Genomic DNA, 24,482 nt, shown 5'->3' on the forward strand with positions numbered 1-24,482 from the left:
CGGTGAAGGCGTCTGCTGATCAAACGGCCGGAGCGCCGAATTCAGGCGCACAATTAGTTGGATGAATTAGTTGATATGGCGGCAGAATTTGCCGCCGCGCCATTGGGCAGAGGCGGCAAAAATCGCCTGGTGCGGCGCATCGTGGTGATAGGCAGCGCGGCTCATCCGAGCGATCGCCTGGAAGCGACGGAATCGGGAATGTCGGACCGCCCGGCTGCTCTGGAGCGCCCAGCTGGCTGCGCGGCCACCGCATGAACGACGTCGCGTCGCCGCGATCATCGCGTCGAGCGCAACGCGCCGGATGCGGCAGACCTGAGCAAGTTCGATCAGTGAGAGGATGACGCGGGCGCGGCGATCAGGACAACGTGCCCGGCAGGCGGCTCAACCGGCCTGATGAGCGTCCGCAGAGACAGCCGTAGCCTCCTCCGGCGTTTCCCGGTTGGCCGCTGCCACGATACGGGCGGCAAGACCGGCGGGCGCGCGAACCGGGGGTGACGACAACGCCTCGCGGACAAGGCGGGCCTCGGAGATCAATTGGCCGGCTTCGGGCGAGGACGCGAGCAACTCGGCCGCCGCCTGACGCCGCTCGGCGGGCCATCGGGAGATGTCCTCTCCCAGGCGGTCGATCAGATCCTCGAATTCCCTGACGTCCATCGTCCGCTCGGTCCAGCGTTCCTCCGTCCCTCTTAAAGCATTCACCCGGCGAACGAAATTGATATTGGCCAATTGTGACGAACGACCGCAAGCAGGCCGGTCAAAACCCGTAAGTTCCGGGAGGCGTATGCATGAAAGGCTGCACCGAATACCGCAGCCTGGAGACAATGCCGGCTGTTTCCGTTCGGTTTCGCGAGATTTCTGCCGCGCAACAGTTACGTGATTCGGCAGCTGCTACCGGCGGCTGGCCGAATTACCCGACATGCGCGCCCCGCGTGCAGCGGCGTCGACGGCGTCCCACGAATCGCGAAGCTCCAGCAGACCGGCCGTGATCCGCTGGAAGTTCTCGCGCATGTGAGGGCGACCATAGGCGCGCAAGGCGGCGAGGATCAGAGCGTTGTAGGTCGCGAACAGCTGGTCGGCGACCGCCCCGCCGCGATTGGGATCGAGATGCAGACTCAACCCGCGCAGGATCGCAATCGCGCGGGTCAGGTGCCCGTGCCCCTCCTCGAAGCGGCGCGCTTCCTGCGCCTGCAGCGACTTCTGGAGACAGCTCACGGCTCCGTTAAGGAGCATGACGACGGCCCGCAGCGGAGGCACCGCCACGGCGGCGCCGCGATAAGCCTGACTTGCAAATTGGGCCATTGAACTCTGGGTCATCAGTTACTGGAACTCGCGTTGAGGAGAGCTTTGAGGTAGGTCAGCATGTTGTTGGCGCTCTCGATGGCGGCCTGGTATTTCGCATATTGCGCCGTGAGCTGGGTCTGAAACGTCGCCGCCGCACTCTTGATGTCGTTGACCTTCGCCTGCAGCGTCTCGTCGCGGGACGTCAGATTGTCGATCAGCGTCTGCAAGGATCCGGTGCTGGATGAGGCGGTCTTCGCGAGCTGGTAGATCTGGGTGGCAAGCCCCTGTGTCGACGTGACCGTGATCGATTGCGAGGTCGAGCCGGTGTAGGTGAAGGCCATGCCGGCGTAGATCGTCCCGGAGTTGCCAACGATGGTGTTGCCGCTGATCGTGAACAACGAGCTGTCGCCGCCGACCGACGCGGCCGACAGATTGCCGGACGAATCCACCGTGAGATCGAGGGTAAAGGATTGCGGCGAGGTTCCGGTATTGACCACGCTGAGCTGGCTCGACGATGTCTTCGTCTGAGCCGACAGCAGCGTCGTCACGCCGCTGAGATTGGTGCTGAGGATCGTCGACAGCGTGCCGGTGTCGAGCTCGAGCTCGTTCTTCTCGTTGAACGACAGGCCAAGGTCAGCCATCGTCAGGCCGCCGACCGAGGATCCAAGCACGGATTGCAGCGTGTTCATGATGTCGCGCATCGTGCCGTCGCCGAACAGAACCGAGCTGGACGAGGCCGTCCCATCCGAGTTGGTCGTCTGCTGCGCCAGAACGGCATCACGGAATGCGTTGTAGTCGGTGACGAAGGTCTGGAGTGCAGACGAGATCTGGCTCGTGTCCGTGCCGATGGTGATGTTCAGCGTGGCACCCGACGGGGTCGCCTGCAGAAGGTCGAAGGTGACGCCGCTCAGAACATCGGTGATGTCGTTGGTGTTCCGGGTCAGGCTGATCCCATCCAGCGTGAACTCCGCCGCCTGCGCAGTCTGGAGCACATTGGCGAAGGCACCCGAGCTGTCGGTCACTCCGAGCTGGTTGAGGATGTCGTCGCCGGACGAGCTGGAATAGGTGATGTCGGCTGCGTCCTGCGTGCCGGTCAGCACGAGCTGGTAGGAATTGCTGGAGACCTGAACGATCGATGCCTCGACATTCGTGGTGGAGGTCTGCGCATTGATGGCGTCGACCATGTCCTGCAAGGACATGCCGCTCGTGATCGTGATGTCGGCCGTGCTGCCGCCGGACAGGCCGAGCGAGAATGTGCCGGAATAGCCGAGCGCCGTGGTTTGGCTGGACTGCGCCGTTCCCGTCACCTTGTGGGCGGTGGCGATCTGGCTGATGGTCAGCGTGTGGCTGCCGGTCGCCGCGCCGTTGCTCACCGACATCGATAGAGCGGATGAGGCGCTGACGTCGCCGGTGGTGCTGATCGTGGCCGCCCGCGTCGCAAAGGCGTTGGTTGCGAGCGAGTTCACCATCGACGTCGCCAGTGACGACAGTCCCGATGAGAGCGTCTTCAGCGCCGTCTGCAGCGTCTCATAGGCGGTGATCTTGGCCTCGTTGGCCGTGATCTTGGTGGAGATCTGGGTCGCCTGGGTGAGCTTGGCATTCACCGCGGACTCGATCAGAGCGGTCCAGTCGATGGTGCTCGTGGTGCTCGTTCCCGATGTCGTGAGCGAACTGCTCGAGCTCGTCGATGATGAGGATGACGACGTCGTCGTGCTGCTCGTGCTCGAGGTGGCGCTGCTCACGGTCATTCGTCGACATCCTTTGAACGAGGCGCCGGACCGGCATGACGCCGGTCCGGCAGATCGCGGCTCAGCCCAGCAGCTTCAAGAGGTACTGCGGGATCTGGTTCGCGGCGGCTTCCGCCGACACGGCGGCCTGGGTCTTCACCTGGGCCGACGACAGCTTCGCCTGCTCGGATGCGATGTCCACGTCCTTGATCGCCGAATTGGCGGCCTGCAGGTTCTGCGTCTGCGTCGAGATGGAATCGGCGGAGAAGTTGAAGCGCGACTCCTGCGCGCCGATGTCGGCGCGGGCCTTCGATACGGTGTCGATCGCCGTGTCCAGGGCCGTCAGAGCAGCGGTCGCTCCGGTCTGCGTGCTGACGTCGAGGGCGGAGACGCCGAGCGTGCTGGCGGTGAGGTCCGACAGCTTGATGTCGATGGTGTCGGTGGCGGACGAGCCGACCAGCACCGAGACGCCGGCCGAGAAGGTGCTGGTGCCGTCGAGCAGGCTCTGGCCGCTGTAGCGCGTTCCGGTCGCGATCGAGGTGATTTCGCTGATGAGCTGCGAGAATTCCGACTGGATGTAGGTGCGGCTGGTCCCGACCGTGGTGCCCGACGCAGACTCCGAAGCCAGCGACTTCATGCGCGCCAGAATGTCGCTGATGTTGGAGGCGCCGCCATCCGCGGTCTGCAGGATCGACGTGGCCTGCGATGCGTTCGTCGCGGCCTGCTGGAGCGTGGTGATGTCCGAGGAGATGCGGGTGGAGATCGCAAGGCCCGCAGCGTCGTCGGATGCGGACGTGATGCGGGAGCCGCTCGACAGCTTCGAGAGCGAGCTCGTCTCCTGCGCGGAGTTGATGTTCAGATAACGGACGGCCGAGTTGGCGGCGACGTTGGTCGAAATTGCGGGCACGGTGAGGACTCCTGGGTGATCGGCAAGACACGCCGCATCGTGGAAGGACTGACGGTGCGGATCGGCTCCGTCTGACCGATCAAACGGAAGCGCCTGCGGGAATCAGGCGGGAATTCTCTTGCGCCGGGAATTTTATGGTTAGCAATCCGTAAAGGCGCCGCGGATGTCGCGCTCATGACGGCGCAGCATCTCGCGCAGTTGCTGCCGTCCGCGCTTCAACAGCGACTCCACTGCGGCCACCGTCGTATCCATCACCTCGGCGATCTCGCCGTTGCTCATGTTCTCATGATAGGAGAAGATCACGGCGATCCGCTGCTGCTCGGGCAGACGCTGCATTGCAGCTTCGAGAATGCTGCTCATCTCGGCACGCTCGATCACGCTTGCCGCATCGGGCTGGCCGTCCGCCACTTCGGGAACGACATCGACATTCTCGGTGCGTGGCTTGCGGCGGAGGTCGATGCAGCGGTTGCTGACGACGCGATACAGCCAGGTCGAGAATTTCGCGCGGCCATGCTGCCAGCGTCCGCGATGGGTCCACACCTTCAACATCGTGTCCTGCACGACATCCTCGGCATCGGCGGCATTGCCGACGATCCGCAAGGCAATGGCGTAGGCGCGGTCGATGTGACGCTCGACGAGAAGACGGAACGCAGCTTCGTCGCCGATCGCAAGGCGATCCAGCAACTCCTTGTCCTCGTCGAACACCGCGGCCTCGCCGGCCGGCGCGCAATCCGGCACGGTGCTGGCCGACTCGCTCCATGGCACCGCCGCACCATCCACAGGTGCCGGCTCCTTCGAAGACATGCCATCGGCCGGGGCCCAGACGTCCAGCGCGTAGCTCATATCCGACTCTCCAACCCGCAATGCCGAAAGCGCAGCTCGCAGACGGCTTCCGATCGTTGAACGCTGCGACCGGAGCAAACAGGCGGAGTATTTTCGTTATTTTTCAAACTCTTAGCTGGAATATTTTGCCGGGAGCCGGGCAAAATCTGCCGCATGAGACTGACGCGATGGAGGATCATGGACGACGTGAAGCCGCAGGTCGGCATGGCTGGGATTCATTCCGGAAGACGAATTCAGCAGAAAACGCAGCTGCGACGCTTACTAACACGATCGATGACGCATCCTGCGGGTTCACAAGGCACGTCATTGCGTGGGACTCGAAACTCCCGCAGCGCTCGTCACACCCCGGCAAATTTTTCCGAATCACATCGACGAAATTATCGCATTTTTCGACTCTGTCAGTTGTCACGATGCAGATTCTGACTCTCACGACGATTATTTGCAGCTTTGTGCGCCTGATCTCGCAGGCTCATACGTTGTAGTTGCAGGCAGCAGCGAAATTAAAAGCGCTCGACGTGATGCGTCGCGCGACGAATTTTGCGCGCGCATTGCTGAATGTTTCGGAATGGTATCGCAACGATTCAGCAAGCGATCCTGTCGCGGCGCCGTGCAAGGACGATGGCCTGCGCTGCACATTGCTTTTCAGCCTTTTAGACAGGCGGTTTGGTCGTCGAACGAGGTCATGAATCATAGGGCATGATCAATCCATGCTCGGGCTGAACGCAGCATCTTGCTGTCCGCCGCAATGTCGATCAGGTTCTCTGCAACATTCGGAAACGAAACGCGCGCGCTCCGTGTCGCACTAATAGATCACACCTTCCGCTTTCAGCGCCGACGACCTTGCGATCGGTGCGCCTGATTGGCTGCCGTGATCCGTTCTACTGTGCAGGAGGACCCGGCATGTCGCGACCAGACCCGAACCCCATTGATCATGATCCGGTGCAAGCCCTGCGGAGGCACGGCGTCAGGCTCGGCAACGAACAGGGACGCCGCCTGCAATGGCTGTCGCGAACGTTCGGCCCTCTCGTTCCCTGGAGCAACCTCCCGTCGCCGCGCGACGGACGCACCGTCGTCGTCATCGACCCGCCGACGGGGGCGGGCGCCGAGTTGCTCTGCCGCACGCTGACAATTCGTGACGCCGTCGCGATCCCGTTCGGCGAAAATGCCGCATTCGATTTCCTGAAATCGAAGTTGACGGAATTCGGTACGGTGGGGACGTCGGCGGACGGTCCGCACGAATTATGGTGGGGCGGACGCGACTGGCGGCAGCCTCAAGCTGCGCGCGCAGCGGATGTGATGCGCATCGTCTCCTGCCATCCCAAGAGCGTCGGCGACTTGCACGTCTATCATCTCCGGAGGTCGCTGGAACGTCTGGGGCTGCCGTTCGAGATCGAGCCGGTCGAGACGCGTCAGCGCGATGTCATCAGCGCGGCGGAGAAGGCGGATTTCATTCTGCGCATGAGGCGGCGGCATGGTGCTCCGCTGCTCTTCGTGGACGCAGGCGTGATGCTGCAATCCGTCCCGTCGCTGCCGCTCCACGCCGGTTGCGACTTCGCCGTTCACAAGTGGAACGGCTGGGAGATGTCGGCGCGCACGCTCTACTTCGGACGGTCGCAGGCCGCCGAACAGCTGCTGACGATCTGGCGTGAGATCGCGTCGTCCCACCCGGATGTGTGGGACGGCTATCTCATCGATCAGGCCTGGAGCCTGGCTGCGTCGCAGATGCCGCTCGATACGGTCTGGCTGCCGCGCTCGTACCACGCGCTCGCCGGCGAGGCTGGAGCGAGAGACGCGGCGATCGTTCATGATCTGAGACCGACCACCGCCGATCTCGGTCCGGATCCGGAGTTTGCCGAGATGGTTCGATCGGCGCGGCGGGCAGGCCGCGCCGGTGCTCGCGATCCCCTGCTCATCGTTCAATCGGACCAGGCCTGCGAACGAGCCATCACCGTGATCCTGCACGACGTCGAAGGCAGCAATGCGCGTGAGACGGCGGCGAGCATTCAGGCGCTGACCAGCGCATTCACCAACGACAATGGCGGCTTCTCCCGTCTCGAGCTTTCACTCTGCTCCTGGCAACGGGACGTGCGGGTCGCCAGGGAGGCCGCGTTTCTCGCCGACAACAGGGTACTCGAGGTCGTGCCCGGGCAGCAGCTACCTCCCGACATGTTCCGCTCACTCACTGCTGGAGACGCCACGCGCCAACCGATCGGCATCGATGGCCGTGGACACTGAGCTCAACAAGGAATCCCCAACCATGCTCGACACGATCATCCTCCTGACCGGCAGCCGCGATCAGCAGCTTGCCCTCACCGAGCTTCTCAAGGCGCACAATCCGGCGCTCGCGTTCCGTTGCGCCGTCACCTTGCAGGACCTGCAGGCGATCGAGCATGACGTGCTCGCCACGGCCCGCCTGCTGGCCTTCACCACCGGCGTGATCGTTCCTGTCGACATCCTTCAGGCGCTCGGCCATGGCGCCTACAATTTTCATCCGGCGCCGCCGGACTATCCGGGCTGGGCGCCCGCTCATTTTGCGATGTACGACGGCGCGACGCGTTTCGGCGCCACGGCCCATGTGATGGAGGCCCGCGTCGACTGCGGGGCGATCATCGGCGTCGAGACGTTCGACATCCCGAACGGCGTGAATGTCCGAGGGCTGGAGCAGATGACGTTCGTGCGGCTGGCCTATCTGTTCTGGCGCATGTCGCGTGATCTCGCCTGCCACTCCGGTCCGCTCCCGGTTCTTCCCATCGAGTGGAGCGGAATCCGGAGCACCCGAAAGATGTATGCCGAGATGTGCAACATGCCCGCCGACATCGGCCCGGCCGAGATGCAGCGCCGCATCCACGCGTTCCACGACGATTTCCGCGGCATTCCGCTCACGGTCACGCTGCACGGCACGCGGTTTCAGCTGACGCCCGCAGCACCGGCGGCCGCTCAGCCTGTCATCCTGGACGCGCCTGCGCTCGCGATGGCGTCTTGATCTGACCTAGCGCTTCAGCGGCTCGGTCGCCATTCGATCGAGCCGCGTTTCCCAGCCGTGACGCTCCAGCTCGGGATCGTCATGCTCCTCTTCCGGCCATCCCACGCAGAGATAGGCGATCAGCGTCCAGTCGGGCGGCAGCTCGAGTTCCCGACAGACCTCGGCAGGATCGACGATCGACACCCAGCCGACGCCGAGACCTTCGGCACGCGCCGCCAGCCAGAACGTTTGGATCGCCGCGACGACGGAGTAGCGCAGCGTTTCCGGCATCGTCGCGCGGCCGAGTCGATGACCGGTCGCGGCGCCTTCGTCGGCGCAGACGGCGAGGTGCACCGGCGCCCGCGCCAGCCCCTCGAGCTTCAGGCTCGCATAGAGCGCGCGCCGCTCGCCATCATAGCCCGCAAGCGCGGCCTGGTTGGCGCGCCGGAAATTCTCGATGATTGCGGCACGCCGGCCGGCGCTCTCGACCAGCACGAAACGCCAGGGCTGACAGAAGCCGACCGACGGCGCATGGGATGCGAGGGACAGCAGCTGTGTGATCAGCTCAGGACTTACGGCATCGCTGCGGAAGCGGCGGACGTCGCGGCGCCAACGCACGAGCTCGGCAAAGCGAGCCTTGAACGCAGCATCGAATTGCGGCGGCTCTCGCTTCGTAGCGCTCATGCGGCCTCCCCGCTCAGGACGTGCAGGAACGATCCCGTCACGGTCGTCCGCCTCGCACCACGCTCGGCGATCGCGCGGCCGGCGGCATCGCGACAGTCGATCAGGGGATCATCAGCTTCGCTCAGGATTGTCGCGTAGTGGAATTCGTGGCCGTAAACGCAGGCGCCCTTCCGGCCGAGGCTGCAGTCTGCCAACAGGGTTGCGCGGCGATAGCCGAGATGCAGGCGTCGCCTGGCGAAGGAGGTCTCGAGCGACAGCAGTCCGGCCATCGCATGCCGCGTGCCCCCAGCATCCTCCAGACCCGCTCCCAGCGTCATGTAGCCACCGCATTCGCCGTGAATGGCCACGCCACGCGCAGCCATCGCGCGCAGGCTGCCGAGGAACGACGACGCCGAAGCCAATCGTCCTGCATGGAGTTCGGGATAGCCGCCCGGCAGCCAGACTGCGTCCGCTGCCGGATCTGGCGCCTCATCGTTCAACGGCGAGAACGGCACGATCTCCGCGCCCTCAGCACGCCATTGCCGCAGCAGATGCGGATAGCTGAACGAGAACGCGGCATCGGATGCGAGGGCGATGCGCTGCCCCGGCGGCCTGATGCCGAAGCCGGACGTCGGCGCAGGACGGCCGCTCGCACGCATGGGCCGGGCGCATGCCAGCACCGCATCCAGCTCGACCGATGGGGAGATGGACGCCGCAAGACGATCGAGATGCGCCTCGATCGCCGTGATCTCCTGCGCCTGGACGAGTCCGAGATGCCGCTCCGGCAATGACAATTGCTGATCGCGCGGCAGCGCGCCCAGCACCTTGATGCCGACCGTTGCGAAAGCCGGCTCAATCAATGCGCGGTGCCGCTCGCTCGCGACCTGGTTCAGGATCACCCCGGCAACGGTGACATCGTCGCGAAAGCGCGCGCAACCCAGCGCAACGGCCGCAGCCGTCTCGGTCTGGCCACTGACATCGAGAACGAGCACCACCGGCCAGCCGAGCAAAGCCGCGAGATCCGCAGCCGAGCCGCACCCCGAACGGCCGGGCTGCGGCGCGCCATCGAACAGGCCCATGACGCCCTCGACGACGGCAAGATCGGCGTCGGCAGCGACACCGCCGACGAGCTCCATCAATTGCGGCACGGACATCGCCCAGCCGTCGAGATTGTAGCTCGTCCGTTGTGCCGCAACCGTGTGAAATGCGAGATCGATGTAGTCGGGGCCACATTTGAACGGCTGCACATGCGTGCCACGCCGGACCAGCGCCCGCAGCAGTCCGAGCGTGACGGTGGTCTTGCCGGCGCCGGAACGCGGCGCTGCAATGATGATCCCCCGAGGCACCGTCGTGGTCATGGCCCGCGCACCGCTGTGTCCCAGGAAAATGTGCTATGCGAGGAGCCATGACGGGAACCGCTGGCACTCCGCGCCGACCGCTGAAACGTGGCTGGACCACCGGCAGCTGCGCCACGGCAGCCGCACGCGCGGCCTATGAGCTGCTGATCACCGGCAGCTGTCCGGCCACGGTCGAGATCGCCCTGCCCGGCGGCCGCCGCGTCAGCTTCGCCGTCGCGATGCACGAGACCAGCACGGCGAGCGCGACCGCTGCCGTGGTGAAGGACGCCGGCGACGATCCCGATGTCACACACGGCGCGCTGATCAAGGCAACGGTGCAGCGCGGTGCCGAGAAGACCGGCGTGACGTTCCGCGCGGGCGCGGGTGTCGGCACCGTGACGCGGCCGGGATTGCCGCTGCCGCCGGGTGAGCCCGCGATCAATCCCGTGCCGCGCCAGATGATCACGGCCGCGATCGACGAAGCCGCCACAGCGCTCCGCGCGAACGGCGATGTCGTCGTGGAGATCTCCATTCCCGGCGGTGAGGAACTGGCCAGGAAGACACTGAACCCGCGGCTCGGCATCATCGGCGGCCTGTCGATTCTCGGCACCACCGGAATCGTGGTGCCTTTCAGCTGCGCCGCCTGGATCCACTCGATCTATCGCGGCATCGACGTCGCACGCGCGGCCGGCCTGCCGCACATCGCCGGCGCGACGGGAAGCACCTCGGAGAAGGCCGTGCAGCAGCTCTACGGCCTGCCGGAGGCTGGACTGATCGACATGGGAGACTTCGCAGGCGGCATGCTGAAATATCTGCGCCGGCATCCGGTGCCGCGCATCACCGTGGCCGGCGGCTTCGCCAAGATGACCAAGCTCGGCCAGGGCCTGCTCGACCTGCATTCGCGCGCCGGCGAGGTCGATCTCGGCTGGCTCGCGGACACGCTGCGCAATGCGGAGGCGCCGGACGCGCTGGTCGCACTTGCGCGTGGCGCCAACACCGCGCTGCAGGTGCTGCAGGAGGCCGAGCGGATCGGATTCCCGGCGGGCGAGATCGTCGCGCAGGCCGCCTGGCAGACGGCACGCCGCGCCCTCGGCGCCAATGACATCGCGCTCGATGTCGCCGTGTTCGACCGCAACGGCCGGCTGGTCGGGCAGAGCAGCGGACCGGCTCATTCGCCCCTCCCGCGGAAGCGCCGCTGATAGTCGGCGTCGTACAGCGCGCTGTTGCGAAAATCTTCCGAGCCGAGCGCGCGGCCGACCAGGATCAACGCGGTGCGCTCCATGGCCGCGCTTGCGACCTGGCCGACGATCGACGCCAGCGTGCCGGTCACGATACGCTGCTCCGGCCAGCTTGCGCGATAGACGATCGCGACGGGGCAATCCTCGCCGTAATGCGGACGCAGCTCGTCGACGACCTTGTCGAGCACATGGATCGACAGATGGATGGCGAGCGTCGCGCGCGATTGCGCGAACAGCGACAGCTGCTCCGTCTCCGGCATTGCGGAAGCGCGGCCGGACGTGCGTGTCAGCACGACCGATTGTGCGAGACCCGGAAGCGTGAGCTCACGCTCCAACGCGGCCGCGGCCGCCGAGAACGACGGCACCCCCGGCGTGACCGTGTAGGGAATCTTCAACGCATCGAGCCGCCGCAACTGCTCGCCTAGCGCGCTCCAGATCGAGAGATCGCCGGAGTGCAGCCGCGCCACGTCCTCGCCAGCGGCCGTGGCCTGAGCCATCTCGGCGATGATCTCGTCGAGCGCCAGCGGCGCGGTGTCGATGATGCGGGCGCCTGGCGGGCAATGTGCGAGGAGCGCTGCCGGAACCAGCGAGCCGGCATAGAGACAGACGGGACAGCACGCGATCAGGTCGCGACCGCGCACGGTGATCAGATCGGGTGCGCCGGGCCCGGCGCCGATGAAATGCACCGTCATGTCGCCGGCTCCACCGGGCCGTCGCCTTGCGCAATTGCGCAGGTCGCGCAGGCGTTGGCCAGCCTCGGCAGAATGAGGCGCGCATTGCGGCCGGCCGCCGCCAGCGCTGCGGTCTCGGCCACGGACGGAACACCCTTGAGGCGCTGCACGAGATCGCTTCGGGTAACGGCGAGATCCGCGACAGCCGCGAGGTCTGCGATGCCGATGCCCCGCAGCGGCCGCCGCAGCCGCATCGCGGCTTCGATCACGCCGGACTCGTCCATCTTGTCCGCCGCAGTCGCGACCACGGCAATATCGCCGGCGGCCAGACCCGCAGCGGCCAAGGCCTGCGCGACGACCGCGTCGACATCGTCGGAGCTGGCGTTGCGACGGCAACCGATCCCGAGCGCGATCATGGCTTGGTGACTCGCCATTGCGTCACGGGCATCGCCTGCCGCCAGCCATGCATGCGGCCGACCGGCTCTATTCGCGACACCGCGACGCGGACGAGCTCACCGCCATGCTTGCCGAATAGATCCGACAGCCGGCCCTCGCCTTCGAGCGAGATGACGTTGGCGACGAGGCGGCCGCCAGATTTCAACTTCGACCAGACCGCCTCGAACAGGCCCGGCTCCGAAATGCCGCCGCCGATGAACACCGCGTCTGGAGGCTCGATATCGGCGAGCACCGCCGGCGCGCGCCCGATGACGACCTTCAGATCGGGAGCACCGAGCGCAAGCGCGTTGCGCATGGCGCGGTCGGCGCGATCCTGCCGCGCCTCGATGCCGATCGCGCGCAGCGCGCCGTGACGCAGCAGCCATTCGATCGCGACGGAGCCCGACCCCAAACCGACGTCCCAGAGCAATTCGCCTGGTCGCGGCGCGAGCGCGGCCAACGTGACGGCACGAACGTCGCGCTTGGTGAGCTGACCATCATGCTCGAACAGATCGTCGGCAAGGCCCGACGTCAGCGGGATCACCGGCGCGTCAGGTCCGGCTTCGACCTCGATGGCAAGCGTGGTCAGCGGATGGATGTCAGATAGATCGAACTCATCCGCCGTCACGCCGCGCACCCGCTCCTGCGGTCCTCCGATCGCCTCCAGAACCGTCAGGCGCGAGCGCCCCATGCGCCGGGACGTCAGCAATGCAGCAAGCTTTCCAGCGGTCGATCCGTCCCAGGCCAGCGCCAGGATGCGAGCCCCCGGCGCGAGATGGCGGATGATGCCCTCGAGGGCGCGGCCATGCAGCGTGACCTGGGCCACATCCTGGAGCGGCCAGCCGAGCCGCGCCGCTGCAAGGCTGAACGCCGAGGGCTGCGGGACGCAGAGCATCTCAGTTGCATCGAAGCGCTGCATCAGCTGCTTGCCGACGCCGTAGTTGAAGGGATCGCCGCTCGCCAGCACGGCGACCGGCGTTCCCCGGCGCGCCGCGATCTGCCCGAACGCCAGTTGCAGCGGGCTCGGCCAAGCCAGCCGCTCGCCTCTCACAAGCGAGGCCGCGAGATCCAGATGACGCACGCCGCCGACCACCAATTCCGCCTGCGCGATGAGACGCCGCGCGTGCTCCGAAAGCCCGTCCACACCGTCCTCGCCGATGCCGACGATGGACAGCCAGCGCGCCGCGTTGCAAGTTGCGCCCGGATTCACCATGGACCCTGCCCCGCATGCGCATCCTCATTCTCGGCGGGACGACCGAGGCCTCGGAGCTGGCGCGGCTGCTGGCCGACGACAGCCGGTTCGAGGCGACGCTCTCGCTCGCCGGCCGCACCATCTCGCCCAAGCCGCAGCCGCTGCCGACGCGCATCGGCGGCTTCGGTGGCATTGCCGGACTGCAAGCGTGGTTGCGCGATCGTGCCGTCGACGCGGTGATCGATGCGACCCATCCCTATGCCGACCAGATCTCCCGGCATGCGGTCGCGGCCTGCCATGCGCTCTCGCTGCCGCTGGCATCGATCCTGCGCCCGGCGTGGCAGCGCCGCCAAGGCGATCGCTGGATCGAGGTCGAGAGTGCGGACGCCGCCGCTGGCGCACTCGGGACCGCTACTGCGCGCGTATTCCTCAGCCTGGGCCGGCTGGAGCTGGCGGCCTTCGCCGTAGCTCCGCAACACCACTACGTCGCCCGCACGATCGATCCGCCCGGTGACATTCCGCTGCCGCCTGACATCCGCTTCGTCTACGATCGCGGACCGTTCGACGATGCGAAAGAGCATGACTTTCTCACGCGTGAACGTATTGCCTTCGTCGTCTCGAAGAACTCCGGCGGAGCCGCGACCTATCCGAAGATCGCGGCGGCGCGGCGGCTCGATCTCCCCGTGGTGATGATCGCGCGGCCCGACAAGCCGCATGGCGTGGCGCTGGATAGCGCAGGCGCCGCCCTGCTCTGGCTGGAGACCGCGCTTGCTCATGCGCCGCCCTCGACTTCGCGCCGCAGCGTGTAGACGAACGGCGCCTTGCCCTCGCGCGCGATCAGGCGCGTTGCGGTCGATCCGATCAGGACCAGCGTGCGCATGTCGGCGTTGTCGGGATCGACGTCGCCCAGCGTCGTGATGATCTGCCTGACGTCGCCGCTGCCCGCGGCGCGCACCATTACGACCACGGTCGACGGCGGCTTGATCTGCCGCAGTAACGCAAAGGCGTCGCCGAGCTGATGCGGCCGCGCCTTGGAGAGCGGGTTGTACAGCGCGATGACGAAGTCGGCTGCAGCCGCAGCCTCCAGCCGGCGCCTGATGGTGGTCCAGCTCTTGAGATTGTCGGACAGCGAGATCGCGCAGAAATCGCCGCCCAGCGGCGCCCCGACCTCCGCTGCAGCAGCCAGCATCGCGGTGACGCCGGGCTCGACGCGGATGTCCAGATCCCGCCACGTCGACGGGCCAGCCTCGATGGCCTCGAACACGGCAGCGGCCATCGCGAACACGCCGGGATCGCCGCCTGAGACCACGGCGACCTGCTTCCCGGTGCTGGCAAGCGCCAGCGCGTGACGGGCGCGGTCGAGCTCGACGCGATTGTCGCTGGCGTGGCGGGTCTGTCCTGCGCGAAGCGTGGTCACCCTGTCGAGATAAGGTCCGTATCCGATCAGATCGGTTGCGTTGGCGATCGCCGCCGACGCCGCCGGCGTGATCAGCTCGGGACGCCCCGGGCCGACACCGACGATGGTCAGCATGCCCGTCATAGCCGTCGCCCCTGTCCGGGGATCAGGATCATCGAGAAATACGGGCCGCGATCCAGCACGACTTCGGCCAGCGGCGCGACGCGCTGCGCCTCCATCGTGCCGCGCTCGACGTAGATGGCGCGATCGAGCAGCCCGGCCTGAGTGATGGCGCGCTTCACCTTGGCAAGATTGCGGCCGACCTTCATGATCACGGCCGCCTCGCAGCGGGTCAGCCGGTCATGCAGAATGTCCTCTGCCAGGGTGCCCGGTAGCACCGAGAGCACATCGTCGCCCCAGGTGATCGGAGCATTGGCCTTGGTCCAGCATCCGGACATACCTGTCACGCCGGGAACCACCTCGACCGGGTGATCCCGCTCGAGCCGTCGCCACATGTGCATGAAGGAGCCGTAGAAGAAGGGATCGCCTTCTGACAACAGGCCGACCGATCGGCCCGCGGCAAGATGGGCCGCGATGCTGTCGGCTGCGCGATGATAGAAGTCGCCGATCTGCGCCTGATAGGACGGATCGGCGACAGGCACCTCCTCGGTGACGGGATATTCCAGCCGTAGCTCATGGCGGCCGGGCTCCATCAATGGTGCCACGATTCGCCGGGCATTGCCCTCGATGCCGCGCTTGGCAAAGAACGCCACGACATCGACGGATCGGACGAGGCCGGCCGCGCGCAGCGTGAGATAGCGCACGTCGCCCGGGCCGACGCCGATGCCGTAGAGCGTGCCCGGATGTGCCGAGCCCGCGATGGTGTCGAGCAGGCTCATTCGACGTCACTCGCAACGGCATTGACGGCCGCAACGGCCATCGCGCTGCCACCCTTGCGGCCCTTCACGATGAGATACGGCACGCGGCCGTCGGCCGCGAGCGCCTCCTTGGATTCACGCGCCCCGACGAAGCCGACCGCCGTTCCGATCACGGCTGCCGGCCGCGGCGCGCCCTGATCGAGCATGTCGAGCAGATGAAACAGCGAGGTCGGCGCATTGCCGATCGCCACCAGCGCACCACCGAGATGCGGTCGCCACAGCTCCAACGCCGCCGCTGAGCGCGTCGTGCCGAGCTGCGCCGCCAAAGCCGGAACTTTCACGTCGTCGAGCGTGCAGACGATCTCATTCCTGGCGGGCAATCGCGCTCGCGTGATGCCTTGCGCCACCATCTTGGCATCGCACAGGATCGGTGCGCCGCGATCGAGCGCGGCCCGCGCTGCGGCGGCGAACTGATCGGACATCTCGATGTCGGAGGTGATCTCGACCATGCCGCAGGCGTGGATGATGCGCACCGCGATCTTCTCTTCGAGTCCATGGAAGCGCGAGAGGTCGGCCTCGGCGCGAATGGTCGCGAACGAGCGGCGATAGATCTCCGCACCGTCCTTGATGTAGTCGCGCAGCTCAGACATCGGCCTTCTCTCTTGCTTCGAACAGCCCAGCGCCGGCCACGTCGAGATCGGCCGGATCGAGGCTGCCGCACGGCTCGCTCTTCACCGTTCCGTCGCGGACGATGCGGTAACGTCGACCATCACCGATCAGCACGAGGTCGGCAGCAGCCGAGCGCGCGCAGCCCTTGGCACAGCCCGAGACATGCAAGGTGCCTGCAAAGCGCGCGCGAGCCATCGCGCCGGCCAGCAGGCGGGCGTGCGCGCGCACAGCCAGCGACGTCGACGGGCAGCCGCCGGCGCCGGAGCAGGCATCGATGCGCATCAGCGGATCGACGTCGTCGACGATCAGGCCCAGCCGAGCCGCTCCTGCAACGAGCGGCCCGGCATGGCTGCGGTCCGCAGCGACATAGAGCGTGCGCCAGGGTGACAGCCGCACCTCGGAGATCGCGTAGGTCTCCAGGAGTGCCGCGAGCCGCACCAGCACGTCGCTGTCGACACGGCCGAACGGAGCGCCGAAGCCGACGGCGCAGGCCTGCTCGGTCAAGGCGAAGGCGCCGCGCCGTTGCTGCGGCTCCGCGGCTGCCGAGACCATCGCGATCGCATCCAATGCATCGAGACCCAGTCCGGCACGCAGAGCAGCGATCGCCTCAGGCGGCAACGCAGCGGCACGGCGCGTGGGGCTGTGCTGCAACACACCGCGCGCGAGCCGCGTCGCGACGGATGCCGCATCGGCGACGGCGGCCGTGCCGAGCCAGACGACGCCGTCGCGACCGGCAATGCCGACGGCGACGCAAGCCTTCTGATGTTGGACACAGGCGACCAGACGAATGTCGGCTGCGAGATCCGCAAGCGTCAGCACGCCGCCACCGTCGAGTGCAAAGCCGAACTTGGCCGGCAGCGCAAGCAGCGATCGGTCGGCCGCGAGCAGCGTCTCCAACGTCGCGGCGATGGGACGCATGTCGAGGAACTCGGCCGGGTCGAGTCCCGCCAGCGGCGTGATCACGATGTTGCGGATCGCCTCCTGCTCGGCGCTGTCGTCGAGCAGCGCGAGCGAGGCCATCAGCTCCCACAACGGCGCCAGCCCCTCGGTGGCCACGCCCCGGATCTGAAGATTGGCGCGGCGGGTGAGATCGATCTGGCCGTTGCCGAAGCGCCGCGCGGCCTCGGCAAGGTCGCGCAAGGCTGCGACCTGCAATGCACCGCCATGTGGCCGGACGCGCACGATCAGCCCGTCGCCGCTCGGCATCGGCCGGCGTGCGCCGGGACACCAGCCCTTGATGTCGACCGCGGCCGTCACGACGCCCTCTCCGTTTGTGTCAGACGGCTGCGGGCAAGCGCAAGCTCGTCCGCGACGGCATTCCGGCGCGGCACCCACAGCTGCCGGCGCAGCGCATCCTCGAATCGCGACGTGATCGCCGCAACGGCCGCCGGATTGCGCGCGACCATGGCGTCCAACACTGCCTCGTCACGCAGCAGCGCCCCATGCGCCAGATCAAACAGGTGCTCGGCAACCGTGTCCGACGTGGCCGCAAAGGCATACAGCGCGTCGACGGCCTGCGCGATCTCGGCGACGCCGCGATGGCCATGGCCGAGCATTCCGGCGATCCAGCGCGGATTAGTGAGGCGGCCGCGCACCACGCGCGCGATCTCCTCGCTGAACGTGCGCGCGGTCGGCGCTTCGGGATGGCTGGTGTCGAGATGCAGCAAAGCGGGCGAAACGCCGAGGGACGCCGCGGCAGCCGCGAAGCCTCCGGCAAAGTCGGCGACCTCCTCGCCGTCGAGCAGATCGCGCTCGCGATCGTCCTGCGGATGCACCAGCGCATCGGCGCTGCGCACGCGCGCCCGAAACGTGTCGGAGGCCGCGACGCCGTCATGCGCTCCCCCGAAGCTGAAACCGGTGCTGTCGAGATAGGCTTCGCCGAGCTGCGACCGGCTCTCCCAGTTCATCCCCAGCGCCAGGTCGGCGGCAACAGCGCCGTAGCTGCCCGGCGCGCCGCCGAACACGCGCGCGAGACTCTCGCCGCGGCGCCGCGCCGCAGCCAGCGGATTGTCGGCATCGTCCTCGTCGAGCGACGCGACCTTCTGCACGGCGAGATCGAACAGAGCGATCTGCGCCTCGAACAGGTCGCGAAACAGCCCCGAGATCCGCAGCGTCGCATCGATGCGGGGACGGTCGAGCATCGCCAGCGGCAGCACGTCGACGCCCGTCACGCGGTTCGAATTGAGATCCCAGCGCGGCCGCACGCCGAGATAGGCGAGCGCTTGAGCGAGATCGTCACCACCCGTGCGCAGCGAAGCGGAGGCCCAGAGATCGAGCATCAGCGACCGCGGATAGTCGCCATGGTCCTGCAAATAGCGCCGGATCACCTCGTCGGCCGCGCGGACGCCGACCAGCGCGGCCGTGCGGGTCGGGATCGCGCGCGGATCGATCGCGGTGAGATTGCGCCCGGTGGGCAGCACGTCGAGGCGGCCGCGGCTCGGCGCGCCGGCAGGACCAGCGGCCACGCGGCGGCCTTCGAGCGCTGCGAGCAGCGCGCTGCCTTCGGCCGCAGCGCTCCCGGCGATGCGCGCCTCGACGGCCATGCGGTCGATCGTGCCACCCGCCAGCTCCGCCGCTGCCATGATCGAATCGGCAAGGAGACTGGTCGCTGCGACGTCGGGTGCCTGGCCGAACACGTGCAGACGGTCAAGCACAGCGAGCTCCTTGATGTCGCACAATTGCGCGTCGAGCTGCGCGATCGCCTCGCGGCCGCTCATCGTGCGCTCGAGGCCGCAATCGGCGGCGAGCCCGCTCTGCCACGCCCGGGCGATGATTTCGTCCTGCAGGAGCGTCAGGCGTCGTCTGTCGAGACCGTCGGCCTCGGCATATTCCTCGACCAGCCCCTCCAGCTCCAGCAACGGTCCATGCAGACCGGCCTGAGACAATGGCGGCGTCAGATGTCCGAGCGTCACGGCCGACAACCGCCGCTTGGCCTGCATCGCCTCGCCGGGATTGTTGACGATGAAGGGATAGATCATCGGCAGCGGACCGAGCACGGCTTCCGGCCAACAATTGCTCGACAGCGCCAGCGCCTTGCCCGGCAACCATTCCAGCGTGCCGTGCGCGCCGAGATGGATCAGCGCGTCGATCTTTTCGACCTCGCGCAAATGGGCATAGAGCGCAACATAGGCATGCCGCGGCGGCACGCTGGTGTCGTGGTAGCCGGACTTGCGATCGGCGCGGCTGCCGCGATCCGGTTGCAAGAGGATCGTGAGCTTGCCCGCGCGCAGCACCTGAAAGCGAAACGCGCCGTCGCGAAACGCCGGGTCGGCGTCCGCCTCGCCCCAATTGTCATGCAGGGCGCGCTGCAGGTCGGGCGGCAACAGCGCGAGAGCGCGCCGATGGTCCGCAAGCGGTACGACCAGCTCATCCGCCTCGTCACGCAGCAGCGCTTCAACCTGTCTCGACGCCGGAGGCTGACCGCCGATATCGTATCCGGCCTCTCCCAACAGCTGCGCGATGGCCGCTGCGCTCTCGCTGGTGTCGAGCCCGACGGCATAGCCGCGGCGTCCGCCACGGGCCGGATAGTCCGACAGCATCAGCGCGATGCGACGCTCGCGCGCCGGCAACGCGCGCAACCGTGCCCACCGCACAGCGAGCCGCGCCACGAAGGATATGCGATCCGCCTGCGGAACGTAACGCATGGCGGCGAATTGCAGCCGGTCATCCGCCGGCATCTCGCCCTTGAATGCGATCGGCCGCGCCAGCAAGCGACCGTCGAGCTCCGGCAGCACGACGTTCATCGCAAGATCCGTCGGCGACAATCCGCGCGCGGACGATGCCCAGCTCGCTTCCGTGCTCTGCGCCTGGATGATCTGCAGGATTGGCGCGTCTGCGACGTCCAGCACCGTCGAGCCGTCATCGCGCAGCGCCGAGAACGCGGTCGCATTCAGGAGAATCGCGGGACGCCGCGTCACGATCAATTGCCCGAGCGCGGCCGCGATGCTGGGATCCTTCAGGCTGGTGACCGCGACGGCCAATGCGGCGAGCCCGTCGCGCTCGATTCCCCGCATCAGCTCAGTGATCCCCGCCGTGTCGGCGGCCAGCAGGCTGGCGCGATAGAACACGATCAGCGCGACCGGCCGCGTATCATCGTGACGGAAGAGATCCTCGACGGCGACGGCGCCACGATCCGGTAGGAAGCCGACGATCGAGCCGATCGCGACCGGCTCGGCAAAATTGGTGCGACGGCCGAGCAGCGCGGCGAGGTAGCGTAGCGCCTCGCGCGCGTTGCCGACGCCGCCTTCATGCAGATAGCCATAGAGCCGCGACGTGGCCTCTTGCGGCAGCGTCGAGAGCGCGTCGAGCCGATCGTCGGCGCGATCATCGCCGGGGAGCGCCGCGAATGAGATGTTGCGGCTGCGGCACACCGCGGCGATGCGCTCCATCCCGTAGCGCCAATAGTCGAGCCCGCCGAGGCAGCGCACGACCACGGCGCGGGCGCCGAGCACGACACGGTCGATGTAGAGGTCGACCGACATCGGGTGCTTCAGCCGTTTCAGGCTGGCGAGGCGCAGGCTCGGCAGCTCGTCCGAGGAGGCCGTCCAGGCCTCCGCGAGCGCCGACAGGTCGCTGTCGGAGAACGACAGTACGACGATCTCGGCGGGCGACTGCGCGAGATCCACGGCCTGTTCGAGGTCGTCGAGATCAGCGCCCGATGTCGCCAGGAGATGCATGGCCCTCGCCTAGCCCGCGATCAGGCTTTGGATCGCTGCCGCATCGAGGCCGCGCTCGCCGATGATCACCAGCCGCCCCTGCCGCGATTCGCCGGATTGCCAGGGGCGCTCGAACTGATGCTGGATGCGATTGCCGACCGCCTGCACCAGAAGGCGCAGCGGCTTGCCTGCTACTTCGACGAATCCCTTCACCCGCAACACGTCATGCGCATCGACGGCAGCCGCGATGCGATCGACGAGTGCATCGGGAGAGGTCTGCGCCGGTACGTCCAGCACGAAACTTTCGAAATCGTCGTGATCATGCTCCGCCTCGTTGTCGTGGTGCGAGGGACGCGCGGCGAGATCGTCCTCGGCGGCGGCACCAAGCCCGAGCAGCACGGAGGCCGACAGCCTGCCATGCTCGGTCGCGATCACCTTGACGGCGCGCTGAATCTTCGACGCGATCTCGGCGGCGACGTCCTTGCGCTCGTCCTCGCTCATCAGGTCGCTCTTGTTCATCACGACGAGGTCGGCGCAGAGCAGCTGGTCCTCGTAGACCTCCTCGAGCGGGTTGTCGTGATCGAGCGAATCGTCCGCGGCGCGCTGCGCGGCAAGCGCCTCAGGATCGTCGGCGAAGCGGCCGGCCACCACCGCCGGGCCATCGACCACCGCGACGACGCCATCCACCGTGACGCGGGTTGCGATCTCCGGCCAGTTGAAGGCCTGCACCAGCGGCTTCGGCAGCGCGAGACCCGACGTCTCGATCACGATGTGCTCGGGCGGGTCCTTCTGGTCGAGCAGGCTCTTGAGCGCCGGCACGAAATCATCGGCGACGGTGCAGCATAGACAGCCATTCGACAGCTCGACGATGCGATCCTCCGGACAGTCCGGCACGCCGCAACCTTTCAGGATGTCGCCATCGATGCCGACATCGCCGAACTCGTTGACGATGATGGCGAGCCGGCGGCCGTTCGCCGTCTCGATCAGATTGCGCACCAGCGTGGTCTTCCCGGCCCCGAGAAAGCCGGTGACGATGGTGCAAGGCGTCTTGGCGAACGACTTCGTCATGGTGATACGATCTCTCGTCTTCAGCGCGGCTCTGCCAGAGCAGGCACGCGCGCAACGGTGTTCTTGCGGATGTATTCGGGACGCTCGCGCCACGCCGGCAGACCGGCTTCGTGGCGCTGATGCAGTTGCGCGAAGCTCAGCACGTCCTGCGCATGAACATCGGGATCGAGAGCCCCGAGCACATAGGTCCATTTGCCCGGCGCCGTCACGGCAACCGTGCAGGCCCGGTTGCAGTTGGACAGGCACTCGACGCCGACCACGGCAATGCCGGCACGTTGCTCGGCCGGCACGGTCTCGATCGCCGCGAGCAGGCGGGCCCCGGCCCGCGGCTGGTCAGGCGGCGCAGCTTCAGCCGCCTGCGTGCGACAGGTGACGCAGACGAACAGCGTCGTTGCGCCGATTTCAGATGTGGTCATCAATCAGCCGATCATTCCGGCTGCCGTGGCCGCGGCGACACCGCCGGCCAGCACGATCGCAGCGCCGGCCAGGCGCAGCGCCAGCGGCGCAATGGCATTGGCCTTGGCCGACAGCAGCCTGGTGCCGAGGAACGCACACGCCGCGATCACGGTCTGGATCACGAGAAGACCGGCGAGATAGGCGCCGAGCGGCGCAGTCTCCGCACCGACGATCGACTCGCCCAGCGCATAACCGTGCACGAGGCCCGTCAGAGCAAACAGACCGGCGACCGGTAGCACGCCGAAACGGCCGCGCATCACCACCACGAGGCCGACCACAACGGTCGTGAGGCCGACCAGCAGCTCAGCCGCCGGGATGTTGGCCTTCGCCACGTGAAGGCCGACACCGGCGATCATCGCCGTCGTGAACGCCAGCACCGGGGCGAAGCCGCGGCCGAGCAACGCCGCAACGATGCCGGCCCCCACGATGGCCGCCAGATGATCGATGCCGATGATGGGATGGGCAAGCCCGGACAGCATGCCCTGCGCGAAGGTCTGCGGCAGCTTGCCATCCATCATGTGATGCGCGAAAGCGGGCTGGGCGGCGAGCAGAAGCAGGCTCGCAATCGTGAAAGTCGTCGTGCGTGTGAACTTCATGGCCGTCTCCGTCGCTTGCCGGCTCCCCCAGAGGACCGGACGATGCGCTGCATCCGACGGCATCCCGCCCATCCCGGCGGGATCAGAACCAGCATCGCGACTCCCCGCGCGACGGGTCGGCCAACAGCAATGTCGACGGCAGGTCTCCTGGCTCTCGGGTCGCTGCGTGAAACCACCTTCCCGGTTTCCCAGTGGTGCTTTGGCCTCACACTCGCCGATTACAGTTGCGGGGGCAGCCACGGCCTTGGGTGTGATCCCGCACCGTGTTCCCTAAATCTCTCCTTTCGGAGAACCGTCATCTGTTAGATACGGGTCGCGCCAAAGCCCGTCAATCGGAATCGTCCCCATGGTCCCTGCCCCGCCGCCTCCCGCCCTGCCGCGCCTGACCCTGGTGCTCGGCGGAGCGCGCTCGGGCAAGAGCCGCCACGCGGAGGCGCTGGTCACGGCGAGCGCACCGCCCTGGACGTATGTTGCGACCGCGCAGGCGTTCGACGAGGAAATGACCGAACGAATCGCACAGCACAAGGCGCGGCGCGCAGACGGATGGCAGACGCGCGAGACCACGCACGACCTCGCCGCGCTCGTCCGCACGCACGATGCGTCGCCCACGCCGATGCTGATCGACTGCCTGACGCTCTGGCTCAGCAACGTGATGCTGGCCGACAGAGACGTTGCGGCCGCATGTGCCGATCTGATCGAGGCGCTCGCAGCCGCGCGCGGACCCATCGTTGCGGTTTCGAACGAGGTTGGACTGGGCATCGTGCCTGACAACGCGCTCGCGCGCGCCTTTCGCGATGCGCAAGGACGACTGAACCAAGACGTTGCGGCCCTTGCGGACCGTGTGATCCTGATGGCAGCCGGCCTGCCGCTGACGTTGAAATGACGAAGAGGATATGCCGATGACCGAGAACGCCGACGATTCGCGCCACAAGGCGAAGATGGAGAACCGCAAGGCCATTCAGGATGCCGAGGTCGCTTCGAAGACCGTCGAGAAGGGCCTGCTGATCGTCCACACCGGCAAGGGCAAGGGCAAATCGACGGCAGCGTGGGGCCTGATGCTGCGTGCGATCGGCCGCGGCTTTCGCATCGGCGTCGTGCAGTTCGGCAAGGGCGCATGGGAGACGGGCGAGCGCAAGGCGATCGCCGCGTTCGGTGATCAGGTCTCGTGGCACACGCTCGGCGAAGGCTTTACCTGGGAAACGCAGGATCGTGCGCGCGACGTGGCCGCGGCCGAGCGCGCCTGGGCCAAGGCCAAGGAACTGATGGCGGATCCCGCGATCCGGCTGCTGGTGCTCGACGAGCTCAACATCGCGCTACGCTATGATCACCTGCCGATCGGCGACGTCGTGGCGGCGCTCGCGGCGCGCCGTCCCGATCTCCACGTCGTGGTGACCGGCCGCAACGCGAAGCCGGAGCTGATCGAGGCGGCCGATCTCGTCACCGAGATGAACCTCGTCAAGCACCACTTCGCAGCCGGCGTGAAGGCGCAGGAAGGCATCGAGTACTAG

Annotated in this window: 24 protein-coding genes and 1 riboswitch; of the genes, 6 read left to right on the forward strand and 18 right to left on the reverse strand. The window is 67.0% G+C overall.

The features are described 5' to 3' along the window. Positions 1-381 precede the first annotated feature (381 nt). From QXZ94_RS14235 to QXZ94_RS14255, 5 genes are all read right to left on the reverse strand, one after another. Entirely contained in the window at positions 382-654 is a 273-nt protein-coding gene (locus QXZ94_RS14235; protein ID WP_315726268.1) for a hypothetical protein, read from the reverse strand. Between the two features lie 234 nt (positions 655-888). Further along, positions 889-1,314: a flagellar export chaperone FliS gene (locus tag QXZ94_RS14240; RefSeq protein ID WP_315720931.1), complete on the reverse strand. Its 426-nt coding sequence runs from the start codon at positions 1,312-1,314 to the stop codon at positions 889-891. Continuing rightward, positions 1,314-3,029, reverse strand: coding sequence for a flagellar filament capping protein FliD (gene fliD, locus QXZ94_RS14245; protein ID WP_172114874.1), 1,716 nt, complete (start codon positions 3,027-3,029; stop codon positions 1,314-1,316). The genes QXZ94_RS14240 and fliD overlap by 1 nt, the downstream gene beginning before the upstream one ends. A 61-nt stretch (positions 3,030-3,090) precedes the next feature. Continuing rightward, complete coding sequence (locus tag QXZ94_RS14250; protein WP_172114872.1) at positions 3,091-3,915, reverse strand: flagellin; 825 nt, start codon at positions 3,913-3,915, stop codon at positions 3,091-3,093. A gap of 138 nt (positions 3,916-4,053) precedes the next feature. After that, positions 4,054-4,758, reverse strand: a complete 705-nt coding sequence (locus tag QXZ94_RS14255; protein ID WP_315720932.1) for an RNA polymerase sigma factor — start codon at positions 4,756-4,758, stop codon at positions 4,054-4,056. Positions 4,759-5,658: 900 nt separating this feature from the next. On the opposite strand from QXZ94_RS14255, the gene QXZ94_RS14260 reads away from it, so the two are divergent. Then, on the forward strand, positions 5,659-6,993 hold the full coding sequence (locus QXZ94_RS14260) for a hypothetical protein (RefSeq protein WP_315720933.1): 1,335 nt from the start codon (positions 5,659-5,661) through the stop codon (positions 6,991-6,993). Between the two features lie 22 nt (positions 6,994-7,015). Then, a complete protein-coding gene (locus QXZ94_RS14265) occupies positions 7,016-7,741 on the forward strand; it encodes a formyltransferase family protein (RefSeq protein WP_315726270.1) in 726 nt (241 codons plus the stop codon). A gap of 6 nt (positions 7,742-7,747) precedes the next feature. Here the strand turns inward: QXZ94_RS14265 and bluB are convergent, their stop codons facing one another. Together bluB and QXZ94_RS14275 are read right to left on the reverse strand one after the other, a co-directional pair. Then, positions 7,748-8,404, reverse strand: a complete 657-nt coding sequence (gene bluB, locus QXZ94_RS14270; protein WP_315720934.1) for a 5,6-dimethylbenzimidazole synthase — start codon at positions 8,402-8,404, stop codon at positions 7,748-7,750. After that, positions 8,401-9,741, reverse strand: coding sequence for a cobyrinate a,c-diamide synthase (locus QXZ94_RS14275; protein WP_315720935.1), 1,341 nt, complete (start codon positions 9,739-9,741; stop codon positions 8,401-8,403). The genes bluB and QXZ94_RS14275 overlap by 4 nt, the downstream gene beginning before the upstream one ends. Positions 9,742-9,788: 47 nt before the next feature. Here QXZ94_RS14275 and QXZ94_RS14280 point away from each other — a divergent pair, with 47 nt between their 5' ends. Continuing rightward, positions 9,789-10,919: a cobalt-precorrin-5B (C(1))-methyltransferase gene (locus tag QXZ94_RS14280; protein WP_409998750.1), complete on the forward strand. Its 1,131-nt coding sequence runs from the start codon at positions 9,789-9,791 to the stop codon at positions 10,917-10,919. On the opposite strand, the gene cobM is transcribed toward QXZ94_RS14280, so the two are convergent. The 3 genes from cobM to cbiE are packed head-to-tail and all read right to left on the reverse strand — an operon-like array spanning position 10,889 to position 13,277. Then, a complete protein-coding gene (cobM, locus tag QXZ94_RS14285) occupies positions 10,889-11,650 on the reverse strand; it encodes a precorrin-4 C(11)-methyltransferase (protein WP_315720937.1) in 762 nt (253 codons plus the stop codon). The genes QXZ94_RS14280 and cobM overlap by 31 nt on opposite strands. Then, positions 11,647-12,045: a cobalamin biosynthesis protein gene (locus QXZ94_RS14290; protein WP_315720938.1), complete on the reverse strand. Its 399-nt coding sequence runs from the start codon at positions 12,043-12,045 to the stop codon at positions 11,647-11,649. Before QXZ94_RS14290 ends, cobM begins: the two co-directional genes overlap by 4 nt. Continuing rightward, on the reverse strand, positions 12,042-13,277 hold the full coding sequence (gene cbiE, locus QXZ94_RS14295) for a precorrin-6y C5,15-methyltransferase (decarboxylating) subunit CbiE (RefSeq protein WP_315720939.1): 1,236 nt from the start codon (positions 13,275-13,277) through the stop codon (positions 12,042-12,044). The genes QXZ94_RS14290 and cbiE overlap by 4 nt, the downstream gene beginning before the upstream one ends. 14 nt (positions 13,278-13,291) lie before the next feature. On the opposite strand from cbiE, the gene QXZ94_RS14300 reads away from it, so the two are divergent. Next, positions 13,292-14,065, forward strand: coding sequence for a cobalt-precorrin-6A reductase (locus tag QXZ94_RS14300; protein WP_315720940.1), 774 nt, complete (start codon positions 13,292-13,294; stop codon positions 14,063-14,065). On the opposite strand, the gene cobJ is transcribed toward QXZ94_RS14300, so the two are convergent. Genes cobJ through QXZ94_RS14340 form a run of 8 tightly spaced genes read right to left on the reverse strand, consistent with a single transcriptional unit; the run spans position 14,029 to position 22,974 of the window. Further along, positions 14,029-14,796 carry a precorrin-3B C(17)-methyltransferase gene (gene cobJ / locus QXZ94_RS14305; RefSeq protein WP_315720941.1) on the reverse strand — a complete coding sequence of 256 codons (768 nt, stop codon included), beginning with the start codon at positions 14,794-14,796 and terminating at the stop codon, positions 14,029-14,031. The two genes, QXZ94_RS14300 and cobJ, sit on opposite strands and share 37 nt — an antisense overlap. After that, positions 14,793-15,551 carry a precorrin-2 C(20)-methyltransferase gene (locus tag QXZ94_RS14310; RefSeq protein WP_315720942.1) on the reverse strand — a complete coding sequence of 253 codons (759 nt, stop codon included), beginning with the start codon at positions 15,549-15,551 and terminating at the stop codon, positions 14,793-14,795. Before QXZ94_RS14310 ends, cobJ begins: the two co-directional genes overlap by 4 nt. After that, a complete protein-coding gene (locus QXZ94_RS14315) occupies positions 15,548-16,180 on the reverse strand; it encodes a precorrin-8X methylmutase (protein WP_315720943.1) in 633 nt (210 codons plus the stop codon). Before QXZ94_RS14315 ends, QXZ94_RS14310 begins: the two co-directional genes overlap by 4 nt. After that, positions 16,173-17,456 (reverse strand): precorrin-3B synthase, encoded by a 1,284-nt coding sequence (cobG, locus tag QXZ94_RS14320; RefSeq protein WP_315720944.1) that lies wholly within the window; start codon positions 17,454-17,456, stop codon positions 16,173-16,175. The genes QXZ94_RS14315 and cobG overlap by 8 nt, the downstream gene beginning before the upstream one ends. Next, entirely contained in the window at positions 17,453-20,875 is a 3,423-nt protein-coding gene (gene cobN / locus QXZ94_RS14325) for a cobaltochelatase subunit CobN (protein ID WP_315720945.1), read from the reverse strand. The genes cobG and cobN overlap by 4 nt, the downstream gene beginning before the upstream one ends. A gap of 9 nt (positions 20,876-20,884) precedes the next feature. After that, on the reverse strand, positions 20,885-21,922 hold the full coding sequence (gene cobW / locus QXZ94_RS14330; RefSeq protein WP_315720946.1) for a cobalamin biosynthesis protein CobW: 1,038 nt from the start codon (positions 21,920-21,922) through the stop codon (positions 20,885-20,887). 20 nt (positions 21,923-21,942) lie between these two features. Continuing rightward, entirely contained in the window at positions 21,943-22,338 is a 396-nt protein-coding gene (locus tag QXZ94_RS14335) for a DUF1636 domain-containing protein (protein ID WP_315720947.1), read from the reverse strand. 3 nt (positions 22,339-22,341) lie between these two features. Continuing rightward, positions 22,342-22,974 (reverse strand): HupE/UreJ family protein, encoded by a 633-nt coding sequence (locus QXZ94_RS14340; protein WP_172114836.1) that lies wholly within the window; start codon positions 22,972-22,974, stop codon positions 22,342-22,344. Between the two features lie 119 nt (positions 22,975-23,093). Further along, positions 23,094-23,286: riboswitch (cobalamin riboswitch) on the reverse strand. A gap of 34 nt (positions 23,287-23,320) precedes the next feature. On the opposite strand from QXZ94_RS14340, the gene cobU reads away from it, so the two are divergent. After that, positions 23,321-23,857 carry a bifunctional adenosylcobinamide kinase/adenosylcobinamide-phosphate guanylyltransferase gene (gene cobU, locus QXZ94_RS14345; RefSeq protein WP_315720948.1) on the forward strand — a complete coding sequence of 179 codons (537 nt, stop codon included), beginning with the start codon at positions 23,321-23,323 and terminating at the stop codon, positions 23,855-23,857. Positions 23,858-23,873: 16 nt separating this feature from the next. Then, positions 23,874-24,482, forward strand: a complete 609-nt coding sequence (gene cobO, locus QXZ94_RS14350; RefSeq protein ID WP_315720949.1) for a cob(I)yrinic acid a,c-diamide adenosyltransferase — start codon at positions 23,874-23,876, stop codon at positions 24,480-24,482.

The organism is Bradyrhizobium sp. SZCCHNS2022, from assembly GCF_032377575.1.
GTDB classification, from domain to species: Bacteria; Pseudomonadota; Alphaproteobacteria; order Rhizobiales; family Xanthobacteraceae; genus Bradyrhizobium; species Bradyrhizobium aeschynomenes.